Consider the following 13890-nt stretch of genomic DNA (forward strand, 5'->3'; position numbering starts at 1 on the left):
TTTCCGATGATTCAAATTAATCAAGTAAATAAAGTTTTCTATCAAGGCAATAAGGAAATTCATGCTTTGAAAGAGATTAATCTTCACATTAAGCAAGGCACTATTTTTGGTGTAATTGGCTCGTCAGGTGCAGGGAAAAGTACACTGATTCGCTGTGTCAACATGCTAGAAGCTCCAACAACAGGTTCGGTTGTGGTTGATGGCGTTGATTTAACTCAACTGAGCAAATCAGAACTCAGCCAAGCTCGTCGCAACATTGGCATGATCTTTCAACACTTCAATTTGCTTTCATCACGTACGGTATTTGACAACGTTGCTCTGCCACTTGAGCTGGCTGGTGTCGAAAAAAATTGCATTGAAAAGAAAGTGTCGGAGCTGTTGCAACTGGTCGGCCTGACGGATAAGCGCGAAACTTATCCTGCAAATCTGAGTGGTGGTCAAAAGCAACGTGTTGCAATAGCGCGAGCACTCGCCTCTGATCCCAAAGTATTGCTGTGTGACGAAGCCACCAGTGCGCTTGATCCTGCGACAACTCAATCGATTTTAGAGCTATTGAAAGAGATCAACCGCACACTCAATATCACCATTTTGCTAATTACTCACGAAATGGATGTGGTAAAAAGTATTTGCCACGAAGTGGCCATTATTGGCGACGGTGAACTGGTTGAAAAAGGCACAGTTGGGGAGATTTTTGCTCACCCTAAAACCGCCTTGGCTCATCAATTTATTCGCTCAACGCTCGATTTATCAATTCCGGAAGATTACCAAGCTCGCCTGCAAGCCACTCGCGTAAAAGGTAGCTACCCGCTGGTGCGATTAGAGTTTACAGGAGCAACGGTTGATGCTCCCTTGATGACACAAATTGCCCGTAAATTTAATATTGATGTCAGTATATTAAGTTCTGACCTTGATTACGCTGGTGGCGTTAAATTCGGCATGATGGTCGCTGAACTGTTTGGTAATGAGTCGGACGATACGGCCGCTCTTGAATTTCTTCGCGAAAACAACGTAAAAGTAGAGGTACTTGGTTATGTCCTTTAACACCATCACCGCTTGGTTAAACCTGAATGGCGATCTTCTACTGATGGCAACCTGGCAAACACTCTACATGGTCGCTGTCGCGGGCATCGTCGGTTTCGTGGTTGGTATTCCACTGGGGGTTATTTTACATACCACCAAAAAAGGCGGCCTTCTCGAAAACACTCAGCTGAACCGCATTCTTGGTGCCATCGTCAACATTGGTCGCTCTGTGCCATTTTTGGTGCTTATGGTGGCCATTATTCCGGTGACAAAACTGCTTGTCGGTACGTTTATTGGTACCACTGCGGCTATTGTTCCGCTGACGATTGGCGCAATTCCATTTGTCGCTCGTTTAATTGAAAGTGCATTGCTGGAAGTGCCCACTGGTTTGGTCGAAGCTGCGCAGTCAATGGGGGCTACGCCGATCCAAATTATTCGTAAAGTGTTGCTTCCTGAAGCGCTACCAACGATTGTCAACTCAGTCACCATCACTATGGTCACTCTAGTAAGTTACTCTGCCATGGCCGGAACCGTTGGCGGCGGTGGCTTGGGCGATGTCGCTATTCGTTACGGCTTTCATCGCTACGACTTAGGCATCATGACGGTCACCGTGGTGATGTTGATTGTCTTAGTACAAATTATTCAATCGATTGGCGATAAGTTTGTCCGCCGTGTCGACCACCGTTAAATCACAATAAAGTTAAAACACAGATTCGTTTTATAACAAGGAGTTAATCATGAAATTTAGCCTTAAAGCTCTACTTACCCTCGCCGTTAGCGCTTCAGCACTCGTGCTGGCAGGCTGTGGTGAAAAAGCGGTCGACAACAATAAAATCAAAGTGGGTGTCATTGCCGGTGCTGAAGCACAAGTTGCTGAAGTTGCAGCAAAAATTGCAAAAGAAAAATACAACCTAGATGTAGAACTCGTAACGTTTACCGACTATGTTACTCCTAATGCGGCACTGGATGATGGTTCGATTGATATCAATGCATTCCAACACAAGCCATACCTTGATCAACAGATCGCTGACCGCGGTTACAAATTAGCGATTGCAGGTAACACCTTTGTTTACCCGATTGCTGGCTATTCAAAACAAGTGAAATCGGTTGATGAGATTCAAGATGGCTCTCGTATTGCGGTACCTAACGATCCAACCAACCTTGGTCGCTCTTTACTGCTGCTAGAACAGCAAGGCCTTATTACTCTACGTGACGGTGCAGGCCTACTGGCAACGGTACGTGATGTGGTCGCCAACCCAAAAAACATCACTATTGTTGAGTTAGATGCCGCGCAACTGCCTCGTTCACTTGACGACGTTACGCTCTCGATCATCAACACGACCTACGCCAGCTCAATCAATCTAACGCCTGAAAAAGATGGTGTGTTCGTTGAAGATAAAGAGTCACCTTATGTCAATATCATTGTTTCTCGTGCAGAAAATCTGAATGCTGAAAACGTGACTAACTTTGTTAAAGCCTACCAAACAGAAGAAGTGTACCAAGCCGCTTCGAAAATTTTTGACGGTGGTGCAGTAAAAGGCTGGTAATTAATAAACCTATTACCTGTGCAAAAAGCCTATAAAAATAGAAAAGCCGATACGCGATGTATCGGCTTTTTCGTATCAACAACACGCACCTGCTTACTTAATATGATCCCAAGACATATTGGACACAATACGGCACGGGTCGCACTTAAAATGGAAAATGTCGTGCAGCGGTTCATTGAGTAGCCACTCTCCCCCACATTTCGGGCATTTTCTGGCTTGTTCGTCCGCTAGGCTCTGGCCGCCAACTCGATACTGATAGTAATAAGTAGGGACGTGGGTCAAAAACTCAATTCGTCCTCGTAAATCCCATCCTCTAATAAACAGCACACTGTCCACATCGCAAATCTCGTGCAGTGCAGCGTGTTCTGCTCGGCAACCACCCGCCATCTGAAGTTCATCACACGCCTGCCACTCTGTTTGCCATTTGATCACTGCTTTATGATCGCCATTTAAGGTCGCAGAATTACGATATAAAGGGATCGGCAGCAATGTGTCACCACTGCGCAGCGGAGAACAAGTGTGTACATAAGTGGTGTAAAGTATCTGCCAGCTAGGCAAAACATCATCAGCGGCTTGCTCGGAATTAAGATCGCGCCCCAACAAACGGGCTTTCGGAGCCAGCAAACTAGCCTCCGTCAAGCGATTCAGGCACACCCTAACAAAATCAGAATGATACTTAGGGTGTAAGCTTTCTTGCTCTGGGCAAACCACCCGCACAAAGAACTCGCCCTCTCCCATCACGATGGGGAATTCACGCCCAAGCACTTGACCGTTATAGCGTAAAGCATCCATTAGGCCATTAATCGCTTTATCTACCGCCGAGATAGTCGTGTTATCAAAACACTCAAACTGCAATTCAACCACGTACATCGTTACACCACAGGTTCTAAATTAGCGAAAAACTCGGCCACACTTTCGGCCAGCACGTCGCGTTTATCGGTACCTAAACGTTCTAAAATCACATGTCCAGAAAGGTTACAGATCGAAATCACATCCATCTCCGCATCGGTTGCACCAATAAACACGGTTGGTTTGAGTTTTAGTCGGCGCTGAGTCACCAAATGACCGAGGATATTTTCCTGCAAACGAACAAAATCATCCTCACTCCACACTTGCAATAGAGCGAGCTCGTTGCCTTGCCATTTAGCGGGCATGTCCGCACAAAACTGTACGCCATAAAAGGCTTTAATATCAGAATGTAGAGTCAATTCAATCGCTACTTCTACGTTAGAAAAATCAGCTGCAACCGATCTGACGACGGGCTTCCACAGCACACTGTCTTGGTCGTTCATCACTGCGCAAGGGGAATCCAACTCAGCCAACTCATCATTACGAGGAGACTCGCCATGCTTTGTTTGGTAAGCGTCAAGATAACGTTGAGTAAATGAAAGTAAGGCTTGCTCGGCAGTTTGTGCCATGAAGTGCTCCAAAATTGATGAGTCGCTGCCTTGTGTGATGACAGCAACCCTAGGATTGCGTAAAATTCTGCTTATTCTAATCGAATTGACGTGAAAATATGAGCAAATATTCCGATGCCAAAGCGCTGGTAGGGTTAACCCTTGGCAAAAAAACCGACTACGCCAAACAGTACGATCCAAGCTTACTGCAACCTGTTCCTCGTAGCTTAAACCGTGATGATCTGCATTTGGGGGATAGCTTACCGTTTAAAGGCTGTGACATTTGGACTTTGTACGAGCTCTCTTGGCTCAATGAAAAAGGGTTACCACAAGTGGCAATTGGTGAGGTTTCTATCCCTGCGACAAGTGCTAGTTTGATTGAATCTAAATCCTTTAAGCTCTACCTCAATAGCTATAACCAAAGCAAAGTAGCCAGTTGGGATGAAGTAACGCAGCGCTTAACCAACGATTTATCGGCCTGTGCCGGCGCGCCAGTCAGTGTCACTCTCAACCCGGTGAGCGATTACACTGGCCAAGCGATTGTAACTATGCAGGGTGAATGCATTGATGGACAAGATATTGAGATTGAAAGTTACCAATTTGATGCCAGCTTACTGAAAAGTGCCGCGCGTGGTGAGCAAGTCAATGAAACACTGCACAGCCATTTACTGAAATCGAACTGTTTAATCACCAATCAACCCGACTGGGGCAGCGTCGAAATTCATTATCAAGGTCAACAAATTGATCGAGAAGCACTGTTACGTTATCTCGTCTCATTTCGTGAACATAATGAGTTCCACGAACAGTGTGTAGAGCGCATCTTCACCGACATTATGCAATACTGCCAACCGACACAGTTAACGGTATACGCTCGATACACTCGCCGCGGCGGTTTGGATATCAACCCATTTCGCTCAACCGAACAAGAACGGCCAACACATAACCAACGTATGGCCCGTCAATAAGGATTAGCATTAGGATGATCAACGTGCGCTGGACACTTTTGCTCAGTTTAACTCTGGCTCTGTTTTCACTGGCTTCACAAGCCACTATCTACTCGTCGCCAATGTTAAATGAAGCCAATGGGTTGATTGATATCTCACCGAATCAAGCCAAAACCCTAGCCACTGAGTATCTGACTCAGCGCAAGTTGGCCGAAAAATCAGAAAAATCATCATCAGTGATGGCGCGCGATGAAAGCGACAGTCGGATTAGAACACCGGGCAGCAGCGTTGATGCGTTAAAGATTTTAGCCAAAGCAGAGTTCCAGTTGCACAATATGGATGCCGCACTGGCCGCGTTAAAACTTGCTGAAGAGCTCACGCAACACTATCAATTGCCTTATTTAGCCACGGATGTACAAATACTCAAAACTCGTCTAATTTGGCTCAATAATAATGATGCAAGCGCCGCTCGGCAGGCGCTACGCGCGATCAGCAATCAATATGATGCCATCAAAAATGCGGATCAATTGGCAAAAGGTCTCGATTATAAAATTACCCTGCTCAAAGCAGAAATTGCCTCAAAAGCCAATGATATCGAACTGGCCAATAAGCTTTTTGCTGACCTAAAGCCTTACATTGATTCGATCTCCTCACCGAAAACCGTGATTGAATATCAGATTGTTATCGGTCAACATTTTCTCACTCATGGCTTTTACAATCGTGCTTTATCTGAGTTGCTAGTTGCCTATTGGGGCGCGATTGAAAACAACTCAAGCGCCCTACTCGCTAAAACTAATACCTTGCTGGCTCAGCTTTTTTTTGAAAGAAAAGTGCTCGATAAGGCTTTAGAGCATTTGTCTCAAGCCGCCGATTTTTATGACGGCTATAACAAGTCGCCAGCCTTGGCTGATGTATTGCAACGTATGGGCGATGTCTATTACCAGCAAGGTAAATACAATCTAGCGCTCGTTCACTACTTCAACGTGATCGATCACGAAACGAGCCGCAATGATCTGGAAAAAATCATTGAAGTGCGTATTAGTTTGGCGGCGACCTACCTTAATCTCTATAACTACCCATTAACTGACCAATATCTCACTCGCGCTGAAGACTTGCTTGAGCTGAAAGATTATCCTCGTTTAAAGGCACAGGCTTACTTACTGCATTCAGGATTAGCCTTTCACCAAAAGCAAACCGATGTGGTTATCAGCAACGCTCAACACGCCTTAAACGTTGCTAAAACGATGCAAGATGAAGAGATTGAAGAGCATGCCTATCGGTTACTGGCCTTGGGTTATGAGCAAAACAGTCAGTACGCACAGGCCTTAGAGAATATAAAACGCAGCAATGCACTATCGCAAATACGCCAAGAAAAACTCAACCAAATCAGTGAAGATGCTTTTCGTCAGCAAAAAGAGTTTGTAGAACAAACCCTACATCTGGTTGGGCAAGAAAAAGCGCTGCTCAAAACTCAAGAAGAGTATAATAAATTCAAAAAGATCGCCTTTATTCTGTTTATCATCTCCATCATTTTATTTTTACTGCTACTGCGTAGAGGCTACCTTATCCAGTTGCAAAATGAAGAAATCGATGAACTCAACAGCACGCTCTTTACCCATTCTCGCTCTCGCTTGCGTAACTTGCGCATGCTCAATGCTAAGCTTCCTTCAGCGATACAAAAAAGCAGCCGTCATTTTGAGCCGTGGTATATTGGTGAACTCATCCACGAGCCACTGAGTGATCGCCTCCGCTTTGTGATGATTGATATTCCCTTTCTGCGCAACATGTACTTAGAACATGGCTATTCAGCTGGCTTAGAATTGGAGCATCAATTTGGTCAGTTTTTAAAATCGAAAATCAAAGAACCGAATCGGATTTATCACTTTTCAGATTCCAATCTGCTCTATATCGAACCGAATGCCGATCGCAATACACTGCCTGAAATCGCATTCGATCAAATTCAGCAATGGATAGATGAATTTCAACCTGAACGTCGCTTAAACCGTACAATACGGATGGGCATCGCCGACTACCCCTTTTTGCCAAGAGCTTATATGGCGATTAATGATAAAGAGCTGCTCGATATTCTGCTGATGGCAACCAACACGGCTCGTGAGCTAAGTATGAGAGAAGGAGCAAGCCATTGGGTCTACTTAAAAGCAATTGATAACGCTCCAGCCGCTAGTTTTGCCTCCAACAATATTCGCAAATCATGCAAGCACGCCATCAATCAAGGGTTGATAAAAGTACATTCTTCTTATAAGAATGAGGAGAGCATCAAAAAACTCCTAAAAGATGGGTAATTACTCGGCATTCAATGTGTTAAAGCAGTGACGTGGGCAATTAATTTGTTATTATCGATAAATCAATTAATAGGATCCTAACGATCCTCGCAGTTTAGTTTAGTTGTACATGGGCGCTCTCGAACAGGATATTCAAACACAGTTACAGCAGCTGAAAACTCAGTTGGAACAGGTTCGTTTGACACACAGGGACACTTCGTTCAAATTTAAACGAGAACATACTGTCCTAAAACGGATCGTCGCATCATTAAGCTTGGCGTGTCAGGGTAATGATCATCAGCTAAATATTAATTTATCGGATCTTCGTGAAGCTCTAGAGCAACAAAAAGATGTAAGCACGCTCATACCTCGCTTAGCCGTATTGGAGCGCATGTTGAAGCAACAAACTTTGGTTATGGAAAAAGAAAACTCTCATTTGGACTCTCAAATCAAACATTGTGGGGAAACATTACTTCGCGTTGCTGGCCTACCCGCCAAACTTAAGCGTGATTTGCGTGATCTGCTCAGTTTTTCAGAAGCTCAGCCTAAAGCCGAACAAGCGATTCAACTGCTTGGGATTTATGAACGTGCAATCAAAATAATAACAGCGAACCCGAATACGGCCATCAGCGAGCTGCATGTCGCGGATAGAGAGCTATTGACCAAGCTATCCGATGAACTGCAACACCTGATCACTGAATTGGATTTTGAAGGTGAATCAGGGGAACTACTGGTAGATATTCGTGCCAAGCTGTTGATTGGCGTATCGACATCAACGCTCTTAGAGTTGACGTTAGAGGTTCTAAAACTGGTGATTGATGGCACCAACAGTGAGCGAAAAACATCTGAGAAGTTTTTAGAACAGGTCAACTCATCACTCACAAAACACATTAAAAGTAGCACTCACAACGCAGACCAAAGCCAGAGTTACTTTGAACATCGCCAAGAGATGAATGCTGAACTCGCCGCTTTGATTACCCAAAGCCAAACCCTAATCAAAGATTCTGTGGCGATTGACGATCTTAAGCTCTCCGTTTCACCTATATTATGCGAAATGGCGTCACTTTCTGAACGCTTAAGTCATGCAGAGCAACGCGAGCAGGCACTGATTGAACGCTTAAATTATGGCAAAAATCAAATGGAAGCTCTGTTTGAGCTCACCCAAGATTATCGCCGTCGATTGGAAGATCAGTCTCAGCGCTTGCTGCTTGATCCACTGACAAAAGTCTATAATCGCACGGCCTTTAATGACCACCTTGAGCTGGAATATCGGCGCTGGATAAGAGCTCAACATACTTTCCGAATCGTAATCTTTGATATTGATAAGTTCAAAACTATCAACGATAGCTTTGGCTATACGGCAGGTGATAAAGCCCTTAAAATTATTGCCCGCACCATATCCAAAGAAGCATCCGATACAGATACCGTGGCACGTTTCTCTGGTGAAGAATTTATTATTTTACTTCCCGATCAAGAAGATAATCACTGTTTCAAGGTGGTAAAAAACATTCAACGTCATGTATCTAGGCTCCCTTTCAAGTTCAGAGACAAGAGTATTACGATTACACTTTCAGCCGCGAGTACCTGTTTTAAAGACTCCGATACGCCAGAGGAAGTACTTGAACGTTTACGCCGCTCGTTACTAGAAGCCAAGAGTTTCGGCCCTAACCAAGTGGTTTGGAAATAAACACAAGTCCAGATCGGATGTAGACAAAAGAAACCCATTCAAATCGCGGCCTTAACTGGTCGCTATTTGAACAAAACCAAACTAAAGCGTGCTTAACATCACACTCTGCTTGCATAAACATTTCCTAACAATCGAGAAAAGAACTAGATTGATACTGTAATTTCAATCAGTTATGTCGTCCTATCGCACATCCGTCACTAAACGAACCATGACCTATACTCCATACTAAGCGGGTATATATAAAAACCAACTTTAGTCGTAGCGTGGACATTTTCCTTACTTCTCAACTAAGGAGGCCAGTATGATTACTCATATCAGCCCTACAGGCAGCATGGATCTGCTTTCTCAACTTGAAGTTGAGCGTCTAAAAAAGACCGCGTCGAGCGATCTATATCAACTGTATCGTAACTGCACTTTGGCGGTACTTAACTCTGGTAGCCATACGGATAACTCAAAAGAACTTCTTGAAAAATATAAATCTTTTGATGTCACTGTCATGCGCCGTGAACGCGGTATCAAGCTAGAGCTGACGAATCCACCAGAACATGCCTTTGTTGATGGGCAGATCATTAAAGGAATTCAAGAACATCTGTTTTCGGTCCTACGCGATATCGTTTATGTCAACATGCATCTGGCGGATAATCAGCGCCTAAATCTCACCAATGCCATTCACATCACCAACTTAGTGTTTGGTATTTTGCGTAATGCCGGTGCCTTGGTTCCCGGTCTTGAACCTAACTTAGTGGTTTGTTGGGGTGGACACTCTATCAACCCTACTGAGTACCAATATACGCGGGAAGTGGGCCATGAACTGGGCTTACGTGAACTGAACATTTGTACAGGCTGCGGACCAGGCGCTATGGAAGGGCCAATGAAAGGGGCCGCCATTGGACACGCTAAACAGCGCTATACCGCACAACGCTATCTTGGCTTAACCGAACCATCGATCATTGCCGCCGAGCCACCAAATCCGATTGTGAACGAACTGGTGATTATGCCGGATATTGAAAAACGACTAGAAGCTTTTGTGCGAATGGCGCACGGCATCATTATTTTCCCCGGTGGAGCAGGAACAGCGGAAGAACTGCTGTACATTTTGGGTATCATGATGCACCCAGATAACGCAAGCCAACCAATGCCAATTGTACTGACTGGGCCAAAAGAGAGCGAAGCCTACTTCCGTTCAATCGACACATTCATTGCCGAAACATTAGGTGAAAAAGCACGCCAACATTATCAAATCGTCATTGATGATCCAGAAAAAGCGGCGCGTATCATGAGCCAAGCGATGCCGCTGGTTCGTCAGCATCGTAAAGATAGTGGTGATGCTTATAGTTTCAACTGGTCCCTCAAAATCGAGCCTGAGTTCCAACTGCCTTTTGAACCGACTCACGACAGTATGGCCAACTTGGATTTACACCTAAACCAAAAACCAGAAGTACTCGCTGCTAACTTGCGTCGCGCCTTCTCTGGCATTGTTGCTGGTAATGTGAAAGCGGAAGGCATTCGAGAAATTGAACGTCACGGCCCATTCATCATCGATGGCGATGCCCAATTAATGAAAAAAATGGATTTATTACTAAAAGACTTCGTTGCACAACACCGAATGAAGCTACCCGGTGGAAGTGCTTATGAACCTTGCTATAAAATTGCAACCAATAACCATTAACCATTAACCATTAACCATTAACCATTAAAGGCAAAAATAACTTATGCCGGGGATGAGTGGCAATATTAAGTGAGATCATTACAATAAGGGCTTATTAAGCCCTTATTTTTTGGTCGTTATGTCTTTACACCTTGTCATCATTGATGCTTTGAATTTGATCCGTCGGGTGCACTCCGCACAACCCGATCCTAACGATATGGCAAGAACCATAGAGACAACCTCGCGCACCTTGCACCGTATCATCAATGAAGCTAAACCGACCCACATCATCGCCGTGTTTGATCATCACTTACAAGACCGGGGCTGGAGAGCACAACTTCTGCCGACTTATAAGCAGAACCGGAAGCCGATGCCAGAAGCACTGCAACTTGGCTTAGACGCCATTCAGCAAGCATGGTGGGAATTAGGGATTGATTCACTGCTCTCGGAAGGTGATGAAGCCGATGATTTGGTGGCCACCTTAGCCACGAAAGTGGCAAGCCACGATGAAAAAGTAACGATCATTTCAACCGATAAAGGCTACTGCCAACTGCTCTCCCCCACTTTACAAATTCGTGACTACTTTCAACATCGTTGGTTAGATCAACCCTTTATTGAACAGGAATTTGGCGTAAAGCCGAGCCAATTAACCGATTTTTGGGGATTAACGGGCATCAGTTCAAGCCAAGTTCCCGGCATTGCTGGCATTGGTCCCAAAGCAGCAAAAGAGATATTAACGCAATTTCCCGACATAGAAGCGGCCTACGCCAGTGCTGATTTGGCCAAGAAATACCGTAAAAAATTTGATGAGCAGATCGATATGGCGCGAGTCTGCAAACACATTGCCACACTAAAGACCGATATAGAGCTCGGTTTTAATTTGCAAGACATTCGCTTTTCAGCGCAAGTATCCCATCCAGAATAGCAAAACGCTCCTAGAAAGGAGCGTTAAATTAACCTATTGGAGCATTAGTGCGGAGAGATGTTCGACAAGCATTGGACATGCACTGTGATCTCTTCACGATCATGATACAAATGCTTTGCCTGCATGCGGAACTTTACATCATTTTTAATCAGAAAAACTTTTAGATTTTCAATATCTTGTAAAACTTCATCATAGCGCCCTTTCATTGGCAGCTTTAAGTTGAAGATGGCTTCTTTCGCCCAACCCTTGAGGATCCACTGCCCCATTAAATGCGCAACACGAGCTGGCTTTTCAATCATGTCACACACAATCCAAGTCACGTTCTTGCGTGGCGGCTCAAATTTAAAACCATCCTCGGCATGGTGTTTCACTTGTCCTGTGTCCATCAAACTTTCAGCCATTAGACCGTTGTCGATAGCATGAACAAACATCGAACGCTTCACCAGTTGGTAAGTCCAGCCCCCCGGGCATGCACCCAAGTCTACCGCCCACATTCCCGGAGCCAAACGTTCATCCCACTCTTCACGAGGAATAAACACATGGAAAGCCTCTTCCAACTTCAGTGTGGAACGACTTGGCGCATCGGCTGGGAATTTCAAACGAGGAATACCCATGAAAAAAGGCGAGTTATTGTTGGTGTACGAATACCCGACGAAGCAGTGGCCGGGTTGAATAAAACAGACATGTAGCACAGGTCTCTTCGCCGACTCTTTGTTAGATAGAATCCCCTTGCCACGTAACGCTTGACGCAATGGCACGGTAAACTTACGACAAAATTTGAGCAACTCTTTCGCTTCATTGGTATCTGGCGTTTCAATGCGAATGTCACCACAACGCGGAAAACCCTCAAGTTCGGCGAGTTCAGATAAGATAGGCGAAATACGATCATCTTTAGGTAAATCGCTAAATTCCGCCGCTACCGCAAACATCTGACGAGCAAAAATAAGCGATTGGAAATCGATCTCTTTAATCAGCTTATCAGCATCACCGGCCTGATAGCACTCAAACAAAACGTAACCCGTATTGTTTTTCAAACGAGGAAAACCAAAAACCTCTAGCTTAGTCGCTTTATCTTGGATCTCTCCGGCACACTCTTTTTCAAAGCCTGCACGACAATAGAGCATTACGTGTTTCACTGGTCCACCTCTTGAATATTAAGTGCTGCATAGCCAAACACTCCCCACCCTAGCATAAAGAACACGCCACCAAATGGCGTGATCGGGCCAAACCACTTGATGCCCGTGAGTGCTAAAGCGTAAAGACTGCCGCTAAAACAAAGGACGCCGATGATAAAGCAAATTGCCGCAATGAAAAAATATTTTTGTGCTTTCGATCCCAAACGACAACGCAGCAAAATACCACACGCTAATATGGCTAAAGCGTGAATCGATTGGTACTGCACTCCCGTTTCAAACACCGAAAGCAAGTAAGGGGTTAAATACGCTTTTAGGCCGTGCGCCGCAAAAGCTCCTAGAGCGACACCAACGCCCGCCATAAAAGCCGCGATAGTGAGCAATAACTTACTCTTCATCTAACAATACCTCTTGTTCCCTTCTGGCTTTTTTGAGCATCCAATCACGGAAAGTGGCGATGCGCCCCATATCGGCCTGCTTCTCGTGACAGACCACATAGAAAGCATTTTTAGTCATCAGCACTTCGTCAAAAGGCGCAATCAAGCGACCCGCTTCCAGCTCCGGCTGAGCTAGCACGTTATTTCCCAGTGCGATACCTTGCCCATGCGCCGCCGCTTGCAGCACCATGGTCGAATGGCTAAAGATGGGGCCATGGTTGACATTCACCCCTTCAAGATCGTTCTCTTTGGCAAACTGTTTCCAATCTTTACGTGAAGTATCGTGTAGCAGCGTATGGCGTGTTAGATCGTCCAGTGTTTCTAAAGGCTTAGGGCCTAACAGCAGTGAAGGAGAACAAAGCGGGATCAAAAACTCTTGATACAACTTATCCGCGCGTAAACCAGGCCAGTTACCTCGCCCATAATAAATCGCCACATCCACATCATCGGTTAACGAACCTTCATCCATATCAACCGCTTTGATACGCACATCAATATCCGGCTCTTGCTGGTTAAAATCGGCCAGACGCGGCACGAGCCACTGAATTGCAAAACTCGGCGGTAAACTAATGGTTAATGCCCCTTTCTCACTGCGCTCTAGTACCTTATCGGTGGCTTCAGAGAGTGCGGTGAAGATATCTTTAATGTCGAGAAAGTAACTTTGCCCTTCTTCTGTCAATAGCAGAGAACGATTACGACGGCGAAATAGCTTTAACCCTAAAAATTCCTCTAACGCTTTGATTTGATGGCTGACTGCGGCTTGTGTCACAAATAGCTCTTCCGCAGCGCGAGTAAAACTCAGCTGGCGAGCTGCCGCTTCAAACACTTTCAGCGAGTTTAATGGTGGCAATCTTCTGGACATAGGTACAC

The 13890-nt window shown here is 45.1% G+C and carries 13 protein-coding genes; 8 read left to right on the plus strand and 5 right to left on the minus strand.

Translation table 11 applies throughout. The annotated features are described in order from the left end of the window. Positions 1-6 precede the first annotated feature (6 nt). Genes metN through AACT21_RS16225 form a run of 3 tightly spaced genes read left to right on the plus strand, consistent with a single transcriptional unit; the run spans position 7 to position 2567 of the window. Positions 7-1041: a methionine ABC transporter ATP-binding protein MetN gene (gene metN, locus AACT21_RS16215; protein ID WP_094164173.1), complete on the plus strand. Its 1035-nt coding sequence runs from the start codon at positions 7-9 to the stop codon at positions 1039-1041. Further along, positions 1031-1708 (plus strand): methionine ABC transporter permease, encoded by a 678-nt coding sequence (locus AACT21_RS16220; RefSeq protein WP_017044205.1) that lies wholly within the window; start codon positions 1031-1033, stop codon positions 1706-1708. Before metN ends, AACT21_RS16220 begins: the two co-directional genes overlap by 11 nt. A gap of 49 nt (positions 1709-1757) precedes the next feature. Next, entirely contained in the window at positions 1758-2567 is an 810-nt protein-coding gene (locus AACT21_RS16225) for a MetQ/NlpA family lipoprotein (RefSeq protein WP_013857385.1), read from the plus strand. A 93-nt stretch (positions 2568-2660) separates the two neighbouring features. Here AACT21_RS16225 and AACT21_RS16230 read toward each other — a convergent pair whose 3' ends face one another. Together AACT21_RS16230 and syd are read right to left on the minus strand one after the other, a co-directional pair. Next, positions 2661-3437 (minus strand): Zn-ribbon-containing protein, encoded by a 777-nt coding sequence (locus AACT21_RS16230; RefSeq protein ID WP_094164168.1) that lies wholly within the window; start codon positions 3435-3437, stop codon positions 2661-2663. A 2-nt stretch (positions 3438-3439) separates the two neighbouring features. After that, entirely contained in the window at positions 3440-3985 is a 546-nt protein-coding gene (gene syd / locus AACT21_RS16235) for a SecY-interacting protein (protein ID WP_176430210.1), read from the minus strand. A gap of 98 nt (positions 3986-4083) precedes the next feature. On the opposite strand from syd, the gene queF reads away from it, so the two are divergent. The 5 genes from queF (at position 4084) to xni (ending at position 11450) form a co-directional block, all read left to right on the plus strand. Then, entirely contained in the window at positions 4084-4929 is an 846-nt protein-coding gene (gene queF, locus AACT21_RS16240; RefSeq protein ID WP_094164169.1) for an NADPH-dependent 7-cyano-7-deazaguanine reductase QueF, read from the plus strand. A 14-nt stretch (positions 4930-4943) separates the two neighbouring features. Then, a complete protein-coding gene (locus tag AACT21_RS16245) occupies positions 4944-7211 on the plus strand; it encodes a tetratricopeptide repeat protein (RefSeq protein WP_094164170.1) in 2268 nt (755 codons plus the stop codon). A 109-nt stretch (positions 7212-7320) separates the two neighbouring features. Then, the gene (locus AACT21_RS16250; protein ID WP_094164171.1) at positions 7321-8877 is read left to right on the plus strand and encodes a GGDEF domain-containing protein; all 1557 of its coding nucleotides are present in this window, start codon (positions 7321-7323) and stop codon (positions 8875-8877) included. A 301-nt stretch (positions 8878-9178) separates the two neighbouring features. Then, a complete protein-coding gene (ppnN, locus tag AACT21_RS16255) occupies positions 9179-10546 on the plus strand; it encodes a nucleotide 5'-monophosphate nucleosidase PpnN (protein ID WP_019282950.1) in 1368 nt (455 codons plus the stop codon). A 118-nt stretch (positions 10547-10664) separates the two neighbouring features. Continuing rightward, complete coding sequence (gene xni, locus AACT21_RS16260) at positions 10665-11450, plus strand: flap endonuclease Xni (RefSeq protein WP_094164172.1); 786 nt, start codon at positions 10665-10667, stop codon at positions 11448-11450. 44 nt (positions 11451-11494) lie between these two features. Here the strand turns inward: xni and rlmM are convergent, their stop codons facing one another. Genes rlmM through AACT21_RS16275 form a run of 3 tightly spaced genes read right to left on the minus strand, consistent with a single transcriptional unit; the run spans position 11495 to position 13882 of the window. After that, positions 11495-12586: a 23S rRNA (cytidine(2498)-2'-O)-methyltransferase RlmM gene (gene rlmM, locus AACT21_RS16265; RefSeq protein ID WP_017045575.1), complete on the minus strand. Its 1092-nt coding sequence runs from the start codon at positions 12584-12586 to the stop codon at positions 11495-11497. Then, a complete protein-coding gene (locus tag AACT21_RS16270) occupies positions 12583-12981 on the minus strand; it encodes a DUF423 domain-containing protein (protein WP_013857395.1) in 399 nt (132 codons plus the stop codon). Before AACT21_RS16270 ends, rlmM begins: the two co-directional genes overlap by 4 nt. Then, positions 12971-13882 carry a transcriptional regulator GcvA gene (locus tag AACT21_RS16275; protein ID WP_026027676.1) on the minus strand — a complete coding sequence of 304 codons (912 nt, stop codon included), beginning with the start codon at positions 13880-13882 and terminating at the stop codon, positions 12971-12973. The genes AACT21_RS16270 and AACT21_RS16275 overlap by 11 nt, the downstream gene beginning before the upstream one ends. Positions 13883-13890: the final 8 nt, after the last annotated feature.

Origin of the sequence: Vibrio sp. V08_P9A1T1 (genome assembly GCF_963874405.1) — a bacterium.
Taxonomy (GTDB): Bacteria; Pseudomonadota; Gammaproteobacteria; order Enterobacterales; family Vibrionaceae; genus Vibrio; species Vibrio anguillarum.

What these genes read in the sequence shown, in the direction of transcription:
- metN (WP_094164173.1), top strand. Translation starts at nt 7, where the DNA reads ATGATTCAAATTAATCAAGTAAATAAAGTTTTCTATCAAGGCAATAAG.
- AACT21_RS16220 (WP_017044205.1), top strand. Translation starts at nt 1,031, where the DNA reads ATGTCCTTTAACACCATCACCGCTTGGTTAAACCTGAATGGCGATCTT.
- AACT21_RS16225 (WP_013857385.1), top strand. Translation starts at nt 1,758, where the DNA reads ATGAAATTTAGCCTTAAAGCTCTACTTACCCTCGCCGTTAGCGCTTCA.
- AACT21_RS16230 (WP_094164168.1), bottom strand. Translation starts at nt 3,437, where the DNA reads ATGTACGTGGTTGAATTGCAGTTTGAGTGTTTTGATAACACGACTATC.
- syd (WP_176430210.1), bottom strand. Translation starts at nt 3,985, where the DNA reads ATGGCACAAACTGCCGAGCAAGCCTTACTTTCATTTACTCAACGTTAT.
- queF (WP_094164169.1), top strand. Translation starts at nt 4,084, where the DNA reads ATGAGCAAATATTCCGATGCCAAAGCGCTGGTAGGGTTAACCCTTGGC.
- AACT21_RS16245 (WP_094164170.1), top strand. Translation starts at nt 4,944, where the DNA reads ATGATCAACGTGCGCTGGACACTTTTGCTCAGTTTAACTCTGGCTCTG.
- AACT21_RS16250 (WP_094164171.1), top strand. Translation starts at nt 7,321, where the DNA reads ATGGGCGCTCTCGAACAGGATATTCAAACACAGTTACAGCAGCTGAAA.
- ppnN (WP_019282950.1), top strand. Translation starts at nt 9,179, where the DNA reads ATGATTACTCATATCAGCCCTACAGGCAGCATGGATCTGCTTTCTCAA.
- xni (WP_094164172.1), top strand. Translation starts at nt 10,665, where the DNA reads ATGTCTTTACACCTTGTCATCATTGATGCTTTGAATTTGATCCGTCGG.
- AACT21_RS16270 (WP_013857395.1), bottom strand. Translation starts at nt 12,981, where the DNA reads ATGAAGAGTAAGTTATTGCTCACTATCGCGGCTTTTATGGCGGGCGTT.
- AACT21_RS16275 (WP_026027676.1), bottom strand. Translation starts at nt 13,882, where the DNA reads ATGTCCAGAAGATTGCCACCATTAAACTCGCTGAAAGTGTTTGAAGCG.